Annotated in this window: 20 protein-coding genes; 5 read left to right on the top strand and 15 right to left on the bottom strand. The window is 62.8% G+C overall.

Annotation, left to right across the window (positions count from 1 at the left end):
* Positions 1 to 410 precede the first annotated feature (410 nt).
* Positions 411 to 767, bottom strand: coding sequence for a 6-carboxytetrahydropterin synthase QueD (gene queD / locus L3N39_RS11245; RefSeq protein ID WP_237257413.1), 357 nt, complete (start codon positions 765 to 767; stop codon positions 411 to 413).
* Positions 768 to 925: 158 nt separating this feature from the next.
* Between queD and L3N39_RS11240 the strand changes: the two genes are divergently transcribed.
* Positions 926 to 2242: a Na+/H+ antiporter family protein gene (locus tag L3N39_RS11240; protein WP_237257412.1), complete on the top strand. Its 1317-nt coding sequence runs from the start codon at positions 926 to 928 to the stop codon at positions 2240 to 2242.
* Between the two features lie 132 nt (positions 2243 to 2374).
* Complete coding sequence (locus L3N39_RS11235; protein ID WP_237257411.1) at positions 2375 to 3433, top strand: AI-2E family transporter; 1059 nt, start codon at positions 2375 to 2377, stop codon at positions 3431 to 3433.
* A 70-nt stretch (positions 3434 to 3503) separates the two neighbouring features.
* Here the strand turns inward: L3N39_RS11235 and L3N39_RS11230 are convergent, their stop codons facing one another.
* From L3N39_RS11230 to L3N39_RS11185, 10 genes are all read right to left on the bottom strand, one after another.
* On the bottom strand, positions 3504 to 5099 hold the full coding sequence (locus L3N39_RS11230; protein ID WP_237257410.1) for an isocitrate lyase: 1596 nt from the start codon (positions 5097 to 5099) through the stop codon (positions 3504 to 3506).
* Between the two features lie 478 nt (positions 5100 to 5577).
* Positions 5578 to 6387 carry a secretin N-terminal domain-containing protein gene (locus L3N39_RS11225; RefSeq protein ID WP_237257409.1) on the bottom strand — a complete coding sequence of 270 codons (810 nt, stop codon included), beginning with the start codon at positions 6385 to 6387 and terminating at the stop codon, positions 5578 to 5580.
* Entirely contained in the window at positions 6384 to 6965 is a 582-nt protein-coding gene (locus L3N39_RS11220; protein ID WP_237257408.1) for a DUF7931 domain-containing protein, read from the bottom strand. Before L3N39_RS11220 ends, L3N39_RS11225 begins: the two co-directional genes overlap by 4 nt.
* A 29-nt stretch (positions 6966 to 6994) precedes the next feature.
* Positions 6995 to 7429: a GNAT family N-acetyltransferase gene (locus tag L3N39_RS11215; RefSeq protein WP_237257407.1), complete on the bottom strand. Its 435-nt coding sequence runs from the start codon at positions 7427 to 7429 to the stop codon at positions 6995 to 6997.
* Complete coding sequence (locus L3N39_RS11210) at positions 7422 to 8588, bottom strand: ribosomal protein uL16 3-hydroxylase (RefSeq protein WP_237257406.1); 1167 nt, start codon at positions 8586 to 8588, stop codon at positions 7422 to 7424. Before L3N39_RS11210 ends, L3N39_RS11215 begins: the two co-directional genes overlap by 8 nt.
* 76 nt (positions 8589 to 8664) lie before the next feature.
* Positions 8665 to 10035 (bottom strand): adenylosuccinate lyase, encoded by a 1371-nt coding sequence (gene purB, locus L3N39_RS11205; RefSeq protein WP_237257405.1) that lies wholly within the window; start codon positions 10033 to 10035, stop codon positions 8665 to 8667.
* 81 nt (positions 10036 to 10116) lie between these two features.
* Positions 10117 to 10737 (bottom strand): high frequency lysogenization protein HflD, encoded by a 621-nt coding sequence (hflD, locus tag L3N39_RS11200; RefSeq protein WP_237257404.1) that lies wholly within the window; start codon positions 10735 to 10737, stop codon positions 10117 to 10119.
* Positions 10734 to 11864 carry a tRNA 2-thiouridine(34) synthase MnmA gene (gene mnmA, locus L3N39_RS11195; protein ID WP_237257403.1) on the bottom strand — a complete coding sequence of 377 codons (1131 nt, stop codon included), beginning with the start codon at positions 11862 to 11864 and terminating at the stop codon, positions 10734 to 10736. The genes hflD and mnmA overlap by 4 nt, the downstream gene beginning before the upstream one ends.
* Positions 11865 to 11934: 70 nt before the next feature.
* Positions 11935 to 12375: an NUDIX hydrolase gene (locus L3N39_RS11190; protein ID WP_237257402.1), complete on the bottom strand. Its 441-nt coding sequence runs from the start codon at positions 12373 to 12375 to the stop codon at positions 11935 to 11937.
* A gap of 115 nt (positions 12376 to 12490) precedes the next feature.
* Positions 12491 to 14710 (bottom strand): NADP-dependent isocitrate dehydrogenase, encoded by a 2220-nt coding sequence (locus L3N39_RS11185; RefSeq protein WP_237257401.1) that lies wholly within the window; start codon positions 14708 to 14710, stop codon positions 12491 to 12493.
* Positions 14711 to 15061: 351 nt separating this feature from the next.
* Between L3N39_RS11185 and icd the strand changes: the two genes are divergently transcribed.
* Entirely contained in the window at positions 15062 to 16318 is a 1257-nt protein-coding gene (gene icd, locus L3N39_RS11180; protein ID WP_237257400.1) for an NADP-dependent isocitrate dehydrogenase, read from the top strand.
* 56 nt (positions 16319 to 16374) lie between these two features.
* Here icd and cspD read toward each other — a convergent pair whose 3' ends face one another.
* On the bottom strand, positions 16375 to 16641 hold the full coding sequence (gene cspD / locus L3N39_RS11175) for a cold shock domain-containing protein CspD (protein ID WP_284691941.1): 267 nt from the start codon (positions 16639 to 16641) through the stop codon (positions 16375 to 16377).
* Positions 16642 to 16846: 205 nt separating this feature from the next.
* Here cspD and clpS point away from each other — a divergent pair, with 205 nt between their 5' ends.
* Positions 16847 to 17215, top strand: coding sequence for an ATP-dependent Clp protease adapter ClpS (clpS, locus tag L3N39_RS11170; RefSeq protein ID WP_237257399.1), 369 nt, complete (start codon positions 16847 to 16849; stop codon positions 17213 to 17215).
* 29 nt (positions 17216 to 17244) lie between these two features.
* Positions 17245 to 19515, top strand: a complete 2271-nt coding sequence (clpA, locus tag L3N39_RS11165; RefSeq protein WP_237257398.1) for an ATP-dependent Clp protease ATP-binding subunit ClpA — start codon at positions 17245 to 17247, stop codon at positions 19513 to 19515.
* An 88-nt stretch (positions 19516 to 19603) separates the two neighbouring features.
* Here the strand turns inward: clpA and infA are convergent, their stop codons facing one another.
* The 3 genes from infA to aat form a co-directional block, all read right to left on the bottom strand.
* Entirely contained in the window at positions 19604 to 19822 is a 219-nt protein-coding gene (infA, locus tag L3N39_RS11160; protein WP_002553999.1) for a translation initiation factor IF-1, read from the bottom strand.
* A gap of 92 nt (positions 19823 to 19914) precedes the next feature.
* Positions 19915 to 20622, bottom strand: a complete 708-nt coding sequence (locus tag L3N39_RS11155) for an arginyltransferase (RefSeq protein WP_237257397.1) — start codon at positions 20620 to 20622, stop codon at positions 19915 to 19917.
* A gap of 52 nt (positions 20623 to 20674) precedes the next feature.
* Positions 20675 to 21355, bottom strand: coding sequence for a leucyl/phenylalanyl-tRNA--protein transferase (gene aat / locus L3N39_RS11150; protein ID WP_237257396.1), 681 nt, complete (start codon positions 21353 to 21355; stop codon positions 20675 to 20677).
* Positions 21356 to 21386: the final 31 nt, after the last annotated feature.

Below are 21386 nucleotides of genomic sequence, written 5' to 3'. Positions count from 1 at the left end.
TCGCCGATGGTAGTGTGGGGCTTCCCCATGTGAGAGTAGGTCATCGTCAAGCACCTATACCAAACCCCCGACCCGCTCTAGCGGGTCGGGGGTTTGTCTTTGGGCGCGAAAAACTAGTGTCGTCCAGGCGACAGGCCGAGTACCTCAAGCAACGTCGGCTACCGCGCGTGCGAATGGTGCCACGCTGCATGAGGGGATGTATCGCTTGCGCCAACCTTTGGTTCGATGTTTAGCAGCCTCATCGCCACGGTAAAGTCGGGCGTGCTCTTGCATACAGGGCCCGCAACGTCTGGCCAGAGGCAACCGCGCGCCCAAACGACTGTGGCGGAACCATTACCAGCTTCCGCCACGCTTTACTTCGGTTTGCTGCTTATAAGATCCAAGTGCTTCCAGCCTTATTGGCGATGGTCCTAGTCTCCGCGGTACTCGCATCCGCTGGTGCAGGTCTCATGGATTCGGATCCGCGAAAGCTCCGGGAGTAGAGGCTTGAGCTCGTTCCATATCCATTTGGCCAGATTCTCGCTCGTGGGGTTTTCCAAGCCCGGCAGGTCATTCAGATAATTGTGATCGAGACGTTCGTAGATCGGGCTGAATATTGCCTTCAATTCGCCAAAGTCGCGGATCCAGCCGGTCATGGGGTCCACTTCGCCGGCGATATAGATGGCTACCCTGAACGAATGCCCATGCAGGCGCCCACACTTGTGTCCTTCCGGAACGTAGGGCAGGCGGTGCGCGGACTCGAAAGTGAACTCTTTGAAAATTTCCACGTGATTTACTCTGTTCGTTAAGCCGAGCAATTCTACCTTGACCTCAACCCAGGTGGGCGAGTCGGTGCTTGAGGTGAAAACCCAATTTTGACAAAGCCTGCGGTTTCACGCAGAGTGCACGCTTTTTTCTGCGGTCCGGTCTCCGAGGTACAAACATCATGAATGCGGTCGTTGTTGCCGTTGGGGTCATGCTGATTCTCAGCCTGGCGAGAGTACATGTGGTCGTCGCCCTGATAGCCGGAGCGATTGCTGGTGGCCTGTTGGGTGGCTTGGGTATCGAAGCGACGCTGGCCGCTTTCAACAAAGGGCTGGGGGGAGGGGCGACGGTCGCGCTTTCTTATGCACTACTTGGAGCATTCGCCGTCGCTATTGCCAAGAGCGGACTGGCTCATGCGCTTGCCGACAGGGTGCTTGCGATGGTGGGAAGCCAGGATGCAGATCGGGGTGGGCGTGTGAAGTGGCTGCTGATGGCACTGCTGCTGGCCGTTGCCGTTTCGTCACAGAACGTTTTGCCTATCCATATTGCCTTCATCCCGTTGCTGGTCCCGCCGCTCCTTTATGTGATGTCGAAGCTGAAGATCGATCGTCGCCTGATCGCTTGTGTGCTGGCGTTTGGCCTGATCACACCTTATATGTTCCTGCCGGTCGGCTTCGGCAATATCTTTCTCAATGAGATCCTGCTTGCCAACGTGGCCAAGAGCGGTGCCGACATATCGGGCATCAAGGTGACCGAGGCGATGGCCTTGCCGGCGCTGGGCATGGTCACCGGGTTGCTGATCGCCTTCTTCAGTTATCGCAAGCCGCGCGCATACGAACTGACGAAGGTGGAACGGGCAACCGACACGGGCGCCGCCTATTCGCCGATTGCCCTTCTGGTTGCCGCCGTCGCGATTGCTGCGGCATTCCTCGTCCAGCTCTGGCTCGACTCGATGATCATAGGGGCTCTGGCTGGCTTCCTGATCTTCTCCTGTTCCGGGGTGGTGCGCTGGCGCGAGGCCGATGGGCTGTTCACCGAAGGCATGAAGATGATGGCCATGATCGGCTTCATCATGATTGCCGCCGCGGGATTCGCCGAGGTCATGCGCGAAACCGGGCACGTGCAAACGCTGGTCGATGCCTCGGTCGAGTGGATCGGCAACAGCAAGGCTGTTGGTGCGCTGTTGATGCTGCTGGTCGGATTGCTCGTGACGATGGGCATCGGCTCGTCCTTTTCGACCGTCCCGATTATTGCCGCGATCTTCGTGCCGCTGGGCCTGGAGCTGGGCTTCAGCCCCCTGGCGATCGTCAGCCTGGTCGGCACCGCCGGCGCGTTGGGCGATGGCGGCTCGCCCGCCTCGGACTCGACGCTTGGCCCGACGGCGGGGCTGAATGCCGATGGTCAGCACAACCACATCTGGGATACGGTGGTTCCGACCTTCCTGCACTACAACCTGCCGCTGCTCGCCTTTGGCTGGGTTGCCGCAATGGTCCTCTGAATCCTTTCACTCGCTCGTGAAGGGCGGGCTTTCCATAGCAACGATGCAATAGCTGGCCGGCTCTGACGAGCCGAAGGTGCACTCCTGGTCGCGTTCGAGGACTAAAGAGAACAGCCAGCTATTGGATCGGCCATGCAAAAAAGCACGCTCGAGCGCAGGGTCTTTCTCGGACTCCTGCTGGTAGTCACGCTCGCCTTCGGCTGGATATTGTTGCCCTTCTACGGCGCGGTGTTCTGGGCCACCATCCTCGCGATCCTGTTCGCTCCGTTGCACAAAGTCTTGCTGGCCCGATTCGGAGAGCGCCACAACATAGCCGCGCTGCTGACGCTGATGGTCTGCCTTGTCGTCGCGGTCCTGCCGGTGATTCTCATCGCGGCCATGCTGGTCCAAGAAGGAGCGACGTTGTTTCAGCGGGTCGAATCCGGCGAGCTGGACATTCGCGGCCTGCTGAATCCGCTACGCGACCTTCTACCTGCGACCCTCCAGCAGCAACTGGACCGCCTTGGCCTGGGCGATGCGGGAAGCCTGCGCGAACGCCTGAACAGCGGTGCCCTGGAGGCAAGCAGGTTCCTGGCGACCAAGGCGTTCAGCTTTGGTCAGGATACGTTCCAGTTCCTGATCGGCTTCTTCGTCATGCTCTACCTGCTGTTCTTCTTCATTCGCGATGGCCGTGCCTTGGTGTTCAAGGTCCGCCAGGCGATGCCGCTGAGCGATGGCCAGAAACGGCGTCTTTTCAGCAAGTTCACCCGGGTGGTGCGGGCCACGGTGAAGGGCAACATCATTGTCGCCCTGACCCAGGGGGCTCTGGGTGGCGTGATATTCGCCGTGTTCGGGATCTCCGGCGCGCTCTTGTGGGCGGTGTTGATGGCATTCCTCTCGTTGCTACCGGCGGTGGGCGCCGGTCTGATATGGGGGCCGGTAGCCGTCTATTTCCTCGTTACCGGTGCGACCTGGCAGGGCATTGTGCTGATGCTCTATGGCGTGCTGGTCATCGGGCTGGTCGACAACATCCTGAGGCCTATCCTCGTCGGCAAGGACACCAAGATGCCCGATTATGTCGTGCTGATCTCCACACTGGGTGGGTTGGCACTTTTCGGCCTGAACGGCTTCGTGATCGGGCCGTTGGTCGCCGCCCTGTTCATTTCGGCGTGGGGTTTGTTTACCGAAGGCGAGGAAACGCCGGGACCCTAGCGAAAAAAGAAAACCCCGGCAGGGCCGGGGTTTTCTTTGTCGCTCACCACCTTTTGGGTGGAGCCGGTTCTCAGTGGAACTGGTTCATGGTGTTGTCTTTACCGCTTGCCTTCAGAGCAGCCTCGCCAGCGAAGTACTCCTTGTGGTTGTCGCCGATGTCCGAGCCAGCCATGTTCTGGTGCTTGACGCAGGCGATACCCTGGCGCAGTTCCTGACGCTGTACGCCCTTCACGTAGGCCAGCATGCCCTGGTCGGCGAAGTAGCCCTTGGCCAGATTGTCGGTGGACAGTGCGGCGGTGTGGTAGGTCGGCAGGGTGATCAGGTGGTGGAAGATGCCGGCGTGGGCCGAACCGTCGCGCTGGAAGGTACGGATCTTCTCGTCGGCAACCTGGGCCAGTTCGGTCTCGTCGTACTCGACGCTCATCAGCTTGGCGCGGTCGTAGGCGGAAACGTCCTTGCCCTCGGCAACCATGGCGTCGAACACCTGCTGGCGGAAGTTCAGGGTCCAGTTGAACGACGGGCTGTTGTTGTACACCAGCTTGGCGTTCGGGATGACTTCGCGGATGCGGTCAACCATGGCCTTGATCTGGCCAACGTGCGGCTTCTCGGTCTCGATCCACAGCAGGTCGGCGCCGTTCTGCAGCGAGGTGATGCAGTCCAGGACGCAGCGGTCTTCACCGGTGCCCTTGCGGAACTGGAACAGGTTGGACGGCAGGCGCTTCGGACGCAGCAGCTTGCCGCCGCGGTTGATGACTACGTCGCCATTGCCCAGGTCGGAGGCAGCAACTTCTTCGCAATCCAGGAAGGAGTTGTACAGGTCGCCCAGGTCGCCCGGCTCTTTGGTCACGGCGATCTGCTTGGTCAGGCCGGCACCCAGGGAGTCGGTACGCGCAACGATCACGCCGTTGTCGATGCCCAGCTCGAGGAATGCGTAGCGAACGGCAGCGATCTTGGCGAGGAAGTCGGCATGCGGAACGGTAACCTTGCCGTCCTGGTGGCCGCACTGCTTCTCGTCGGAAACCTGGTTCTCGATCTGGATGCAGCAGGCGCCGGCTTCGATCATGCGCTTGGCCAGCAGGTAGGTAGCTTCCGGGTTACCGAAGCCAGCGTCGATGTCGGCGATGATCGGGACGATGTGGGTTTCGTAGTTGTCGATCTGGTTCTGGATCTCGGCAGCCTTGGCGCTGTCGCCAGCTTCGCGAGCAGCGTCCAGAGCGGTGAACAGCAGGTCCAGTTCGCGGCTGTCAGCCTGACGCAGGAAGGTGTACAGCTCCTCGATCAGGTCGGAAACGGCGGTCTTCTCGTGCATGGACTGGTCCGGCAGCGGGCCGAACTCGGAACGCAGAGCAGCGACCATCCAGCCGGACAGGTAGAGGTAGCGCTTGTTGGTGGTCTTCAGGTGCTTCTTGATGGAGATCAGCTTCTGCTGGCCGATGAAACCGTGCCAGCAGCCCAGCGACTGGGTGTAGACGGACGAGTCGGCGTCGTACTCGGCCATGTCCTTGCGCATGATGTCGGCGGTGTACTGAGCAATTTCCAGGCCGGTCTTGAAGCGGTTCTGGGCGCGCATGCGAGCGACGGACTCAGGGTTGATGGCGGCCCAGCTGCTGCCGTGTTGCTCTTTGAGGGCGGCGACTGCCTTGATGTCGTCTTGATATGCGGACATTGTTCAATCCTTCAAAAATAAGTGTGGTTGAGCACCGACTTTTCCCACCGAAACCTACGTGCTATCGCTGATCAGTGCGGCCAACACGCGGCAGAGCGTCGAAATATCGACCGGGACGATGAAGGACTGAAAGGGGGGGAGGTACGACTACCTGAGACTGCTCGGGCTGAACGTTCTCGCAGCGGTGCGTGGCTGCTGCGAGGCCGTCTTCTCGAAGCGGATCGACAGGCTGGTACGTTATCGCTACCCCGTCCCTCAGGACGACTCGTTCCAGTCGCAACCTCGTCAGTCCGCCTTGTGGGCAGTACAGTCACGGAACGGCTCGGCTGGTTGGCTTGAGCGCGCTCCGGAGACCCTTGCCAGGGCCTCTGGTTAGCGGGAGCGAGGCAATGATGCGCTGAGGTCTTGGGCCCGTCAATGCTTTTTGTAGTGTTTTTCTCGAGGCACTACAAAATTCATCCGAAGGTCTAACTCAGGGTCAGGGCAGCTCCTCGACCTTGATCCGCACGCTGAAGTCCTGCGCACCCTGGGTCGAATAGCGCCGCACGGCGCCGCTTTCTTGCATTTCGCCGCTTTCGCTCAGGCCGCCGACGGTTAGCCATTGTCCCAGGCGGCCGGTGACGCGCGTGTCGGCAGCCTGGGTATGGATGACGTCGCGACGATAGGAGTCGACCCGGTCATTGCTGCTGCTGAGCGTGACCTGCACCTGATCGCCATTTACCTGGGCGGTCACATAGAAGCCCCTGACCACGTCGCGGTACTGGGTCTCGCGATACAGCTGCCCGTAGCCATCGACGCCGGTGGTGGCAAGCGGGACGCTCTGCCCGATCTGTATCAGCGCGGGGTAGCCTTCGCTGACCTGGACCTGCTGGATGCCGCCGTTATGGCCCTGGGTGCTGCGGCGGATGATGCGCACCTGGTCGCGCCCGGCAATCTCGCCGGCACCGCCGATGACCTCGACGTTGCCGCTTCTGACGCTGCCGTCGACCGCGAAGCCTCGCTCGGACAGCGCGCCCTGCTCCTGCGTGTCGACGCTGACCAGCAGGCGCCGCGGGGCCTTGTCCAGCTCGGCCAGGACGCTCTTGAGTTCGTCGATCACCGCGTCGGGTGCACTGACCACCAACTGGTTGCCGTAGGCGTTGACCCGGCCTCGCTCGGCTACCACGGAACGGGCGATCTCCAGCATGTCGTCGGCGGCGCGGTGATGCAGCGCGATGACCTCGCTGGCCGCCCACAGCGGCGGGCAGAGGCAGACGAGCAGGGCGGCGGCGAAGGCTCTGAGGCTCATAGGTAAAGGCTCCGAAGGTTGGGGTCGATCATGCCCCGCTCCCAGGCCTGCGTGAAGAGTGCCCGCTGCTGTCGGACACGTCCTCGGGCCTGGTGGCTCACCAGCCCGGCAGCCTGATCGGCATTGGGACGCATGATCAGCGACATATCATCGGCAATGAGGAACGCACAATCCCCGCAATCGATTTCAGGGTTCGTCCTGCGCAGTGCGATCTTGCTGGTCAGCCGCCGGGCCAGCCCGACAAGGCGGTGGCCTTCGCGTATCGCCCGGGTCGGGTCGGCCAGGAGAACCTGCAGCTGGTTGCGCGGATGAGCGCGGACGAACTCGAGGCAGGCCTGTACGAACGTCGCGTCGTCATACAGCCAGGGTTCCAGGTCCGGTGTGTAGATCAGCAACGAACGTCGTGCGCGGCGCGCAATCTCCAGCGTGTGCAGGCGCAGCTGGTCGGGGCCGGTGATTGGCTGGGAATGCGTTGCGCCAGCCGGGATTGGCGCATGCGGCACGGGGCTGCCGGGCGATGGGTTGCGCACTTCGAAGCGACCCGGCGAGACGAACTCGATGGCCGGTGCTTCGGCCATCGGGCTCGTTTCGTCAGGACGGCGACCGGTCACGGCTGCTCGTCGCTTCGTCGCAGCATGTCGACATGGGGAATGCCGGCTTCGAGAAATTCCTCGCTGACGACCTTGAAGCCGAGCCGTTCGTAGAAGCGGGTCGCGTGAACCTGGGCGGTCAGCTTCTGCTCGACCAGGCCACGGCGTTCGGCCTCGGCAATGACGGCCTGCATGATCGCGTGGCCGACATTCAGCCCGCGCCAGTCGCGCAGCACCGCCACGCGGCCGATCTGCCCGTCGGCCAGCAGGCGCGCGGTACCGATGGCGTAGCCGTCCTCGGTGGCGAGGAAGTGCACCGCCTCGGCGTCGTCGGCGTCCCACTCCTGCTCCGGCGGCACCGCCTGCTCGGCGACGAACACCGCCTCGCGGATGCGCCGCAGGTCGGCATTGTCCTTCTGCCAGTCGGCGATACGGACTTGCACGTTATTCATCTGCAAACTCCAGGCTTCCCTGTTTTACCAATTCCCAGACCAGGTTGCGCGCATCGTCGTTGCCCAGCCAGGGGGCCAGGTTATCCAGGTGCAGCGCGTCGGCCGAGCAGATCAGGCGCAGCAGGTCGCGCAGCTCCGCCGGCAGCAGCCGGCTCTGGCCGCTGGCAAACAGCAGCAGGCCAACGTCGACTTCGCTCCAGGCCAGGCGCGCCGCTGCGTTGCGGATCAGGACGGCGCCGTCCTGCAGGCTGGCGAAGAGTTCGTCCTGCTCCATGAGCGGGCCTTCGATGCGCTCGGGGTAGCGGGGCTCGGTCATGAACTGGCCGAACCAGGTGAGCAGCAGGCGCTCGTCGCCCATGTGCTCGGCCAGCAGCGCCTTGAGGCGCTCCAGGGCATCGTGCTGGATCTGGCTGGGGTCCTCGGCCGGCTCGAGGTCGGCGTCGGTATAGCGCTCTTCGTCGGGGAGGAACTGCGCGAGAAAATCAGTGAAATGGGTAAGCACCTCGGCGGCGCTCGGCGCGCGAAAGCCTACCGAGTAGGTCATGCAGGCATCTTCGGCGGTGCCGAAGTGGGCAAGGCGGGGCGGCAGATAGAGCATGTCGCCGGGCTCGAGCACCCACTCGTCGGTGCCGTGGAAGTCGGCCAGTATGCGCAGGTCGTCATGGGCCAGCAGCGGGCTTTCACTGTCGCACATCTGGCCGATGCGCCAGCGGCGCTTGCCGTGGGCCTGCAGCAGGAAGACGTCGTAGTTGTCGAAATGCGGGCCGACGCCACCGCCCGGCGCGGCGTAGCTGATCATCACGTCGTCGATGCGCCAGTTCGGCAGAAAGCGAAAGTGCTGCAGCAGGTCGGCGACTTCGGGGACCAGTTGGTCTACCGCCTGGACGAGCAGGGTCCAGTCGCGCTCGGGCAGTTGCTGGTAGGTGTCTTCACCGAACGGGCCGCGGCGCAATTCCCAGGGACGGTCGCCGTGCTCGATCACCAGACGCGACTCGACCTCATCTTCCAGGGAAAGGCCGGCCAGCTCGTCGGGGGAGATCGGGCTCTGGAAGTCCGCAATGGCCTGGCGGATCAGCAGCGGCTTCTTCTGCCAGTAGTCGCGCAGGAACTCCCTTGCACTGATGCCGCCCAGGAGTTGAAGTGGAATATCAGAAGTCATGCGTAACACCTTGCTCTTTGTGCAGAGCTGCAAATAAAAACGCCCGGCACAGCCGGGCGTGCAGACATGAAGTCGGTCAGATGCGCTTGGCCTGGGCGACGGCGTTGCCGATGTAGCTGGCGGGCGTCAGCTTGCGCAGCTCGGCCTTGGCCTCGGCCGGAATGTCCAGGGCCTCGATGAAGGCCTGCAGGGCCTCCGGGGTGATGCCCTTGCCGCGGGTCAGGTCCTTGAGCTTCTCGTAGGCATTCTCGACGGCATAGCGACGCATCACGGTCTGGACCGGCTCGGCTAGCACTTCCCAGCAGGCATCGAGGTCTTCGGCCAGGCGCTGGGCGTTGAGCTCCAGCTTGCCGATGCCCTTGAGGCTGGCCTCGTAGGCGATGACGCTGTGGGCGAAGCCGACGCCGAGATTGCGCAGCACGGTGGAGTCGGTCAGATCGCGCTGCCAGCGGGAAATCGGCAGCTTGCTGGCCAGGTGCTGGAACAGCGCGTTGGCGATACCGAGGTTGCCTTCGGAGTTCTCGAAGTCGATCGGGTTGACCTTGTGCGGCATGGTCGAGGAGCCGATCTCGCCGGCCACGGTCTTCTGCTTGAAGTAGCCGAGGGAGATGTAGCCCCAGACGTCGCGGTCGAAGTCGATCAGGATGGTGTTGAAGCGGGCGATGGCGTCGAACAGCTCGGCGATGTAGTCGTGCGGCTCGATCTGGGTGGTGTAGGGGTTCCAGGCCAGGCCCAGGTCGTTCTCGATGAACTCGCGGGCATTGGCTTCCCAGTCCACCGCCGGGTAGGCGGAGAGATGCGCGTTGTAGTTGCCCACGGCGCCGTTGATCTTGCCGAGCAGCGGCACGGCCTCGACCTGGGCGATCTGGCGCTCCAGGCGATAGACGACGTTGGCCAGTTCCTTGCCCATGGTGGTCGGCGAAGCCGGCTGGCCATGGGTGCGCGAGAGCATCGGCACATCGGCGAACCGCACGGCCAGGGAGCGGATGGCATCGGCCAGCTGGCGCATCAGCGGCAGCAGCACCTGGTCGCGGCCCTCACGGAGCATCAGCGCGTGGGACAGGTTGTTGATGTCCTCGCTGGTGCAGGCGAAGTGGATGAACTCGTTGACCTTTGCCAATTCCGGCAGGCGCTTGGCCTGCTCCTTGAGCAGGTACTCGACGGCCTTCACATCGTGATTGGTGGTGCGCTCGAATTCCTTTACTCGCTCGGCGTGCTCGATCTGGAAATCCTGCGCCAGTTGCTCGAGCAGTTGATTCGCCTCGGGCGAGAAGGGCGCCACTTCCGGAACGCCCGGATGTGCAGCCAGGCGCTGCAGCCAGCGTACTTCGACCAGAACGCGGTTACGGATCAGGCCATATTCGCTGAAGATCGGGCGCAGGGCGCTGGTTTTGCCGGCGTAGCGGCCGTCGACGGGGGAAACCGCCGTGAGCGAGGAAAGCTGCATAAGAGGCGTTCTCGACAGTGAGGCACGAAAAGAGGGCGCAGATTATACACGAAAGCGCCGGCGAGACCGGCGCTCGAAATTTCACGGACGCACGCGCGGGTAGAGGGCGTCCAGCAGCTTGCGGCGGCTGAATATCATCTGCCAGCGATGCCCGCCCAACTGGCGCCACAGGCGGGCCGAGCGGATGCCGGCGAGCAGCAGCGCGCGAATCTTCGCCGCGTTGTCCGGCTGCTGCAGGTGGCGCATGTCGCCCTGCACCTGGATGCGCTGGCGGAAGGTGCTGAGCGTGTCCTGGTACAGCGCGGCAAAGGAGGCGATGACATTCGGGTGGTCGATGCCGAAGTGCTCGACCTGCATCTCGATCTGGTCGAGGCGACTGGCGATCACGTCCAGCATGTCGCCGCGGCGGTCGAGCTGGCGCTCCAGGCCGATCATCGCCAGCGCATAACGCAGCGGCTCGCGTTGCAGGCTGCTCGACTCGCGTTCGAGGGCGCCGACCAGGGCGCGATAGCCGTCGCGCAGGTTGATGTCGTCGCCGCCGTAGATTTCCAGCGTCGAGTCGGGCGAGCGGACCAGCAGGCTGCGCAGCAGGCAGCCGAGCGGTGCCGGTGCCGACTGGCCGGTACGGGCGATGCGGTCGACCAGCGTGGCGGCTTGGAAAACCGCGCCCAGGGCGACCAGTTGCTCATCGAGCGCCGTCATACGCCGGCGCCCTCGAACCAGGGCTCGGCGTGTTCGATCACGCCGCCTCCCAGGCAGATCTCGCCGTCATAGAGCACCACCGATTGCCCCGGGGTCACGGCGCGCTGCGGCGAGTCGAACACCACGCGATAAGCGTCGCCGGTGCGCTCCAGCGTGCAGGGCTGGTCGTCCTGCCGATAGCGCACCTTGGCCGCCAGGCGCCGCGGGCCACCCAGTTCGAGCGGATTGACCCAGTACATCTCCGATACCGACAGCGCCCGCGAGAACAGCCACGGATGGTCGTTGCCCTGGCCGACGACCAGCACGTTGTGCTGCAGGTCCTTGCCCAGGACGTACCAGGGGTCGTCGCCGGCGTCCTTGAGCCCGCCGATGCCGAGCCCCTGGCGTTGTCCGATGGTGTGGTACATGAGCCCATGGTGACGGCCGATGACCTTGCCCTCGGTAGTTTCGATATCGCCAGGCTGGGCCGGCAGGTATTGCTTGAGGAAGTCGGAAAAGCGCCGCTCGCCGATGAAGCAGATGCCGGTGGAGTCCTTCTTGCGCGCCGTCGCCAGGCCATGCTGTTCGGCGATCGCGCGGACCTCGGGCTTTTCCAGCTCGCCCACCGGGAACAGTGAGCGGGCCAGCTGTTCGCCGCCCACGGCATGCAGGAAGTAGCTCTGGTCCTTGTTCGGGTCCAGCCCCTTGAGCAGCTCGCTGCGGCCGTCGCGGTCGCGACGGCGGACATAATGCCCGGTGGCGATCAGGTCGGCGCCGAGCATCAGGGCGTAATCGAGGAACGCCTTGAACTTGATTTCGCGGTTGCACAGGATGTCCGGGTTCGGCGTCCGGCCGGCCTTGTACTCGGCGAGGAAGTGCTCGAAGACGTTGTCCCAGTATTCCGCGGCGAAGTTGGCGGTGTGCAGCTTGATCCCGAGCCGGTCGCACACGGCCTGGGCGTCGGCCAGGTCTTCCTTGGCGGTGCAGTATTCTGTGCCGTCGTCTTCCTCCCAGTTCTTCATGAACAGGCCTTCGACCCGATAGCCCTGCTCGAGCAGCAGCAGGGCGGAGACGGATGAGTCCACGCCGCCGGACATGCCGACGATGACGCGCGGTTTCAGGGCTGGGGCGGATGACGAGTTGGGCATGGTGTACGAGGCGATCCGGGAAAATGCGAGGGATTCTATCAGGCCGTCCCGGCCGGGACGAATCGGTGGTTCAGTCGCGGACGACGGAGAGTGGGTGGAGCGGGCCGGTCAGATAATCGTCGATGCAGCGCAGGACGAGCTCGCTGCGCCAGCGCTCCGGCTGCGCGGCCAGCTGGTCGCGGGTCAGCCAGGTGGCCTGGACGATGCCGTCGTCGAGTGCGCGCTCGGGCGCGTGGGACAGCGGGCGTGCCGCGAAGCATACGCGCTGGTAGGTCACGCCGTTGCTGGGGGCGGTGTAGAGATAGATGCCGACCACGCCGGTCAGCTCGACCTGCCAGGCGGTTTCCTCGAGGGTTTCCCTGATCGCGGCCTGGCGCAGCGTTTCGTTCGCCTCCAGGTGGCCGGCGGGCTGGTTCAGGACGTGTCGTCCGGCCTTGAGTTCCTCGACGAGCAGAAAGCGGCCGCGATCCTCGACGATGGTGGCGACAGTGATGTGCGGTTGCCAGGTCATGTGCCCGTCCGGTCTGGAAAGGGGGCGAATCATACCAGCCTGGCTGTCGGCGGAAAAAGAAAAGCCCCGGTGCGTGGCCGGGGCTTTCTCAGCGAGTGACGCTAGCTACGCAGGTTTACGCCAGGGCGGCGAGCGCTGCGTTGAAGGTCTCGCTGGGGCGCATCACCTTGCTGGTCAGCTCCGGGTTCGAGTGGTAGTAACCACCGATATCCACCGGCTTGCCCTGGACGGCCGTGAGCTCGGCCACGATCTTGGCTTCGTTCTCGGTCAGTGCCTTGGCCAGCGGTGCGAAGTGGGCGGCGAGTTCCGCGTCCTCGGTCTGCGCTGCCAGCTCCTGGGCCCAGTACAGCGCCAGGTAGAAGTGGCTGCCACGGTTGTCCAGGCCACCGATCTTGCGTGCCGGCGACTTGTTGTTGTCGAGCAGCTTGCCGGTAGCGGCGTCGAGGGTCTTGCCGAGCAGCTTGGCCTTCGGGTTGCCGGTCTTGATGCCCAGCTCTTCCAGCGAAACCGCCAGGGCCAGGAACTCGCCCAGCGAATCCCAGCGCAGGTAGTTCTCTTCGATCAGCTGCTGCACGTGCTTGGGTGCCGAGCCGCCGGCGCCGGTTTCGTACATGCCCCCGCCTGCCATCAGCGGAACGATGGAAAGCATCTTGGCCGAGGTGCCCAGTTCCATGATCGGGAACAGGTCGGTCAGGTAGTCGCGCAGCACGTTGCCGGTGACGGAGATGGTGTCCTTGCCGCGGATCATGCGCTCCATGGAGAAGCGAATGGCTTCGTTGTAGCCCATGATGTGGATGTCCAGGCCGGTCAGGTCGTGGTCCTTCAGGTAGGTCTCGACCTTCTTCTGCAGCTCGCAATCGTGCGCACGCTCGGGGTCGAGCCAGAACACCGCCGGGGTGTCGGACTGGCGGGCACGGGTCACGGCCAGCTTCACCCAGTCGCGGACCGGCGCGTCCTTCGTCTGGCAGGCACGCCAGATATCACCCTTCTCGACTTCGTGCTGCATCAGCACGGTGCCGTCGGCGAGCACGACGCGCATGGTGCCGTCGGCAGTCATCTCGAAGGTCTTGTCGTGGGAGCCGTATTCCTCGGCCTTCTGGGCCATCAGGCCGACGTTCGGGACGCTGCCCATGGTGGTCGGGTCGAAGGCGCCGTTGGTCTTGCAGAAGTTGATCATCTCCTGGTAGATGCGGGCGTAGGTGCTTTCCGGCATCACCGCCTTGGTGTCCTTCTGCTTGCCGTCCTTGCCCCACATCTGGCCGGAGTTGCGGATCATCGCCGGCATCGAGGCGTCGACGATGACGTCGCTCGGGATATGCAGGTTGGTAATGCCCTTGACCGAGTCGACCATCGCCATTTCCGGACGGTGGCTGTAGACCTCGTGGATGTCATGCAGGATTTCTTCCTGCTGCGAGACCGGCAGCGACTTGATCTTGTCATAGACGCTGGAGATGCCGTTGTTCGGGTTCACGCCCAGCTCTTCGAACAGCTTGCCGTACTTGTCGAACACGTCCTTGTAGTAGACGGTCACGGCATGGCCGAACACGATCGGGTGGGAGATCTTCATCATGGTCGCCTTGACGTGCAGCGACCACATAACGCCGGTTTCCTTGCAGTCCTGCAGGGTGTCTTCGAAGAAGGCGCGCAGTTTCTTGCAGCTCATGAACATGCTGTCGAGCACTTCGCCTTCCTGCAGGGCGAGCTGCTTCTTCAGTTCGACCTGGCCATCCTTGCCGACGAACTCCAGGCGCACGTCACCGGCCTTGGCCATGGTGATGGACTGTTCGCTGGAGAAGAAGTCGCCGCCGCGCATGTAGTCGGCGTGGGACTGGGAAGCCTTGCTCCACTTGCCCATCGAGTGCGGATGCTTGCGAGCGTAGGCCTTGACCGCGGCCGGTGCGCGGCGGTCAGAGTTGCCTTCGCGAAGAACCGGGTTCACGGCGCTGCCGAGCACTTTGCTGTAGCGGGCGCGGGCGTCCTTCTCGGCGTCGGTCTGCGGCTCGTCGACGTAGTTCGGCACGTTGTAGCCCTGGGCCTGCAGCTCGGCGATGGCGGCCTTGAGCTGCGGTACCGAAGCGCTGATGTTCGGCAACTTGATGATGTTGGCGTCAGCGGACTGGGTCATGTCGGCCAGTGCGGCCAGGTCGTCCTCGATGCGCTTATCTGCATCGAGCTGGTCGGCGAAGGAGGCAAGGATGCGCCCGGCAAGAGAGATATCGCGGGTCTCGACCGAGATGTCGGCCGAGGAGGCGAAGGTTTCTACTATGGGAAGGAGCGAGTAAGTGGCGAGGGCTGGGGCTTCGTCGGTGAAGGTATAGGTAATCTTCGAAGGCATTTGGCGTTGACTCTCTCTTTGCTGAGCGTGCACAGAACCACGATGCGCGCGGGTAGGCGCTCCTGCACTCGTTGCACGAGCCGGATATCGGGGTTCGCCGCGGTGATGTGAATGCACCCAAAGGACGAGCGTCGAATGAGGTAACCATTCGGCGGGTCCGACTAGACGATTTGTCCGGTTAGGGATGGCTCGCCTGTATGACTCGGCAGTCATCGCCGGAGTATATCATTGTGCCTAGCTTGCTAAGAATGCCTTGCCGGCTACGACGAACGAACTGTAGTTGCGTCGGCGTCCGTAGGCTACGCTCGGGGAGACTGCAACTGCTGTTTAACCACAGAAACGGAGTCCAGCATGGGATACCAGAAGATCCAGGTGCCTAGCAGCGGTGACAAAATCACCGTCAATGCCGACCACTCGTTGAACGTACCCGATAATCCGATCATTCCTTATATAGAAGGGGATGGCATCGGTATCGACATCTCGCCGGTGATGATCAAGGTCGTCGACGCGGCGGTCGCGAAAGCCTACGGCGGTCGCCGCAAGATCGCCTGGATGGAAGTCTACGCGGGCGAGAAAGCGACCCAGGTCTATGATCCTGACACCTGGTTGCCTAAGGAAACCCTCGAGGCGGTCCGTGACTATGTGGTGTCAATCAAGGGTCCGCTGACCACGCCTGTCGGTGGTGGTATCCGCTCGCTGAACGTCGCGCTGCGCCAGGAACTCGACCTGTATGTCTGCCAGCGTCCGGTCCGCTGGTTCACCGGCGTGCCGAGCCCGGTCAAGAAGCCGGGCGATGTCGACATGGTGATCTTTCGCGAGAACTCCGAGGACATCTATGCCGGCGTCGAATGGAAAGCCGGCTCCCCGGAAGCGGAGAAGGTCATCAAGTTCCTGACCGAGGAAATGGGGGTCAAGAAGATCCGCTTCACCGATAACTGCGGAATCGGCATCAAGCCGGTGTCCCAGGAAGGTACCAAGCGGCTGATGCGCAAGGCGCTGCAGTATGCGGTGGACAACAACCGCAGCTCGGTGACCATTGTGCACAAGGGCAACATCATGAAGTTCACCGAGGGTGCCTTCAAGGAGTGGGGCTACGAGGTGGCGCGCGACGAGTTCGGCGCCGAGTTGCTCGATGGCGGCCCGTGGATGAAGTTCAGGAATCCGAACACCGGCAGCGAGATCGTCGTCAAGGACGCGATTGCCGATGCGATGCTGCAGCAGATCCTGTTGCGCCCGGCCGAATACGACGTGATCGCCACGCTGAATCTCAACGGTGACTACCTGTCCGACGCCCTGGCGGCCGAGGTTGGTGGGATCGGCATCGCGCCGGGGGCAAACCTGTCGGATACCGTGGCCATGTTCGAGGCGACTCACGGCACCGCGCCGAAATACGCCGGCCAGGACAAGGTCAATCCGGGCTCGCTGGTGCTCTCTGCCGAAATGATGCTGCGCCACATGGGCTGGGTCGAGGCAGCGGACCTGATCATCAAAGGCGTCGAGGGCGCGATTGCCGCCAAGACTGTCACCTATGACTTCGAGCGGCTGATGGACGGCGCGACCCTGCTGTCCTGCTCGGCGTTCGGTGATGCTGCGATCGCCCACATGTAAGAAGAAAAGGGCCGATCGAATGATCGGCCCTTTCTCACTCACGAGTCGCGACGCACTCAGGCCGGCGTCTTGGTTCCTGCCTGTTCGGCGATCTGTACGGCGGCGGCTGCCTCTGCAGTGACCTGCGGCCGGATTTCCACGGCATGCAGGCCCTTGGGCCCTTGCAGGATATTGAACATGACTGCTTGCCCGGCCTTCAGCGTCCGATAACCTTCCATCTGAATGGCTGAATAATGGGCGAACAGGTCCTCATCTCCGCCGTCTGCTACGATGAACCCGTAGCCCTTGGCGTTGTTGAACCACTTGACCTTACCGCTTAGCATGCTGTTGTCCCTCTGCAAGGAGTCCGTCACCGGAGTAACATCCGTTTCATTCCGCGCTCGATGGGCGTGACGCCGATGTTGCGCTCGTATACCCGTAGCAGGCATAGACTGTTTGTATCACTGTTTTTCGGTTAGTCAAGGCAGCTCGTCCGCCAGTTGCGAAGCTCCCAATCCATTCGGCATCCAGCCCTTCCAGAACGTAGCCATGCGTGCATTTGCTCATATTCGACTAACATTCAATCAGGATCAGCGACCCGATGCAGACGAGCCCCATGACGGTTCCGGGCTGGCGGTGGAGGAGGCCAAACCGGCGCTGAAGGCACCCTCGATGTATAAAGTTGTCATGTTCAATGACGACTACACACCGATGGATTTCGTGGTCGAAGTTCTCGAGTCGATCTTCAACCACAATCGAGAGCTGGCGACCAAGATCATGCTCGCAGTTCATACCGAAGGCCGTGCAGTTTGTGGGGTTTATACCCGCGACATTGCTGAAACCAAAGCGATGCAAGTCAATCAATATGCAAGGGAATGCCAGCACCCGCTGCTCTGTGAGATCGAGAAGGACGGTTAACTCCGACTGCTGGGGTAAGAGGTGAAGCTATGTTGAACCGTGAACTCGAAGTCACCCTGAATCTGGCTTTCAAAGAGGCACGTGCCAAGCGCCATGAATTCATGACGGTTGAACACCTCCTGTTGGCCCTGCTCGATAATGAAGCCGCCGCCACCGTCCTGCGCGCATGCGGCGCCAGCCTCGACAAACTACGTCATGACTTGCAGGAGTTCATCGACTCCACCACGCCACTCATTCCACAGCACGACGAAGAGCGCGAAACGCAACCGACACTGGGTTTCCAGCGTGTCTTGCAGCGTGCGGTCTTCCATGTGCAGAGTTCGGGCAAGCGGGAGGTCACCGGTGCCAACGTGCTGGTGGCGATCTTCAGCGAACAGGAAAGCCAGGCGGTCTTCCTGCTGAAGCAGCAGAACGTCGCGCGCATCGATGTCGTCAACTACATCGCTCACGGCATCTCCAAGGTGCCCGGGACCGGAAGCAATCCGGAGTCCGACTCCGACATGCAGGATGACGAGGGTGGAGATGCCGCGGCCGGTCGCAATCCGCTGGATGCCTACGCCAGCAACCTGAACGAGCAGGCGCGGCAAGGGCGCATCGACCCACTGGTCGGGCGCGAGCATGAAGTGGAGCGCGTCGCGCAGATTCTCGCGCGGCGCCGCAAGAACAACCCGCTGCTGGTCGGCGAGGCGGGCGTCGGCAAGACCGCCATCGCGGAAGGGCTGGCCAAGCGCATCGTCGACGGGCAGGTCCCGGACCTGTTGCGCGAGAGCGTTGTCTATTCGCTCGATCTCGGTGCGCTGCTGGCTGGGACCAAGTATCGCGGCGATTTCGAGAAGCGCTTCAAGGCGCTGCTCGGCGAGCTGCGCAAGCGCCCGCAGGCGATCCTGTTTATCGACGAAATCCACACCATCATCGGGGCGGGGGCCGCCTCGGGCGGGGTGATGGATGCGTCCAACCTGCTCAAGCCGTTGCTGTCGTCGGGGGAAATTCGCTGCATCGGCTCGACCACGTTCCAGGAATTCCGCGGCATCTTCGAGAAGGATCGTGCGCTGGCCCGTCGCTTCCAGAAGGTCGATGTCTCCGAGCCTTCGGTGGAGGACACCGTCGGCATCCTGCGCGGTCTCAAGGGACGCTTCGAGCAGCATCACAACATCGAATACAGCGACGAGGCGCTGCGCGCAGCGGCCGAGTTGGCCTCGCGCTACATCAACGATCGGCACATGCCCGACAAGGCCATCGACGTGGTGGACGAGGCGGGCGCATTCCAGCGGCTCCAGCCCGAGAGCGCGCGGCTCAAGCGCATCGAGGTCGAGCAGATCGAAGACATCGTGGCGAAGATCGCCCGCATCCCGCCCAAGCATGTGACCAGTTCCGACAAGGAACTGCTGCGCAACTTGGAGCGTGACCTCAGGCTGACCGTGTTCGGCCAGGACGACGCCATCGCCTCCCTGGCTACCGCCATCAAGCTGTCGCGTGCCGGGCTGAAGGCACCTGACAAGCCGGTCGGCTCATTCCTGTTCGCCGGGCCGACCGGTGTCGGCAAGACCGAGGTGGCGCGGCAGCTGGCTCGGGCGCTGGGGATCGAGCTGGTGCGTTTCGATATGTCCGAGTACATGGAGCGGCATACCGTTTCGCGGCTGATCGGTGCGCCGCCCGGATATGTAGGCTTCGACCAGGGTGGGCTGTTGACCGAGGCAATCACCAAGCAGCCTCATTGCGTACTGTTGCTCGACGAGATCGAGAAGGCTCACCCCGAGGTCTTCAACCTGTTGCTGCAGGTCATGGACCACGGGACGCTGACCGACAACAACGGTCGCAAGGCCGACTTCCGCAACGTGATCATCATCATGACCACCAATGCGGGGGCGGAGACTGCCGCGCGGGCCTCCATCGGCTTCACCCTGCAGGATCATGCGTCCGACGCCATGGAGGTCATCAAGAAGAGCTTCACACCGGAGTTCCGCAACCGCCTGGATACCATCATCCAGTTCGGCCGTCTCAGTCACGAGGTCATCAAGAGCATCGTCGACAAGTTCCTCATCGAGCTGCAGGCGCAACTCGAGGACAAGCACGTCACGCTCGAGGTCTCCGATGCGGCGCGCGGCTGGCTGGCCGAGCATGGCTACGATGCACGGATGGGGGCACGTCCGATGGCGCGGCTGATCCAGGACAAGATCAAGCGGCCGCTGGCCGAGGAGATCCTGTTTGGCGAATTGGCCGACCATGGCGGTGTGGTGCGGGTCGACCTGCGGGATGACGAGCTGTTCTTCGAGTTCGAAACCACGGCCGAGTTGGCGTAGTTGAGAGGGCGGCAGTCGAGCGCTGCCGTCTGAGGAAACTGGAAACAAAAAACGCCCGGTCAGACCGGGCGTTTTTTCTGGTGTCTGCTCAGCGGGCGCGGTAGGTGATGCGACCCTTGCTCAAGTCGTAAGGGGTCAGTTCTACACGAACCTTGTCACCAGTAAGAATGCGGATGTAGTTCTTGCGCATCTTGCCGGAGATGTGCGCAGTAACGACGTGCCCGTTCTCCAACTCCACGCGGAACATGGTGTTGGGCAGGGTGTCGACGACAGTACCTTCCATTTCGAAGCTGTCTTCTTTCGACATTCAGCAGAGTCCTCGATATCAATGAACGCCGGGAGATGCGCCGGCAAAAACGGCAAGTATTGTGCCTGAAAACCCCTGTCGAGCCAAGGCCCTCAGCTGAGGGTTATCCAGCGCTGGCTGACCAGTAGCTCGATCGGGCGGTATTCGGTCTTGTAGTTCATCTTCCGGCAATTCTTGATCCAGTAACCGAGATAGACGGCGTCGAGCCCAAGCCGGGCCGCCTCGCCGATCTGCCAGAGGATGGCGTAGCGCCCGAGGCTGCGCCGCTCTTCGTTCGGATCGTAGAAGGTGTAGACGGCGGAAAGCCCATTGGGCAGCACGTCGGTCACGGCCAGTGCCAGCAGGCGCCCGGCATGACGGAACTCGTAGAAGCGACAGAAGGGCAGGTCGCGCACAAGGAAGGTATTGAATTGCTCGCGGCTGGGCGGGTACATGTCGCCGTCGGCATGCCGCCTCTCGATGTAAGTGGCGTAGAGCGCGTAGTACTCCTCGGTGAAGCACGGGCGTACCGCCTTGACCTGGAGGTCGGCGTTGCGCTTGAGGATGCGCTTCTGCTGTCGGTTGGGCACCAGGCTGTCGGCCGGGATCCGGGCCGGTATGCAGGCCGAGCAGCGCTGGCAGTGCGGCCGATAGAGGTGGTCGCCGCTGCGCCTGAAGCCCATCTCGGACAGCTCCGCATAGACGTGTACATCCATCGGCTGGCTGGGGTCGAGGAAGAGGGTGGTGGCCTGCTCGTCGGGCAGATAGCTGCACGGATGGGGCTGCGTTGCATAGAACTTGAGGCGGGCCAGTGAAGTCATGGTCAACTCTCACGAAACTTGCGTTCAGTGTAGGTCAGCTTGTCATGCTCGACTACGCTCGCCAATTCGTCCTGTCGGGTGGGTCGAGATAGCGCTCGAGCAGTTGTGCGAATTCGCTGCGGGGAATCGGGCGGGCGCCAAAACTTGCCAGGTGCCGGGTGGGCATCTGGCAGTCAATCATTTCGAATCCGCGGTCGGCCAGTCGTTCCACCAGGGTTACGAAACCTACCTTGGAGGCGTCTGTGGTGCGGCTGAACATGGATTCGCCAAAGAACAGCCGACCCATTGCCAGGCCGTACAGCCCGCCTACCAGCGCTTCGTCTTTCCAGACCTCCACCGAGTGGGCGATGCCCATTCGGTGCAGTTCGAGGTAGGCGTGCTGCATCGGCGTGGTGATCCAGGTGCCATCGGCATAGGTACGCGGCGCGGCGCAGCCCCGGATTACCGCCGTGAAGTCCTGGTCGAAGGTCACCTGGAACTCACCCTGGCGAATGCGCTTGCGCAGGCTGCGCGAGACATGCAGCTCGGCCGGGAAGAGTACGGTGCGAGGATCGGGCGACCACCAGAGGATGGGCTGGCCTTCCTGATACCAGGGAAAACAGCCGTGCCGGTAGGCGGCGATCAGGCGCTCGGGGCGCAGGTCGCCACCGGCTGCCAGCAGTCCGTTGGGCTCGCGCAGCGCCTGCTCGAGCGGAGGGAACCAGGTGTCGTGACGGTGCAGCCAGGTCAGCATGGGCGGGGGCAAGGGGCGGCGGGCCGGGCCC

Source organism: Pseudomonas oligotrophica, from assembly GCF_021726475.1.
GTDB classification, from domain to species: domain Bacteria; phylum Pseudomonadota; class Gammaproteobacteria; order Pseudomonadales; family Pseudomonadaceae; genus Stutzerimonas; species Stutzerimonas oligotrophica.
Note: the sequence above shows the minus strand (reverse complement) of the source record. Positions and strands in the feature narration are given on the sequence as shown.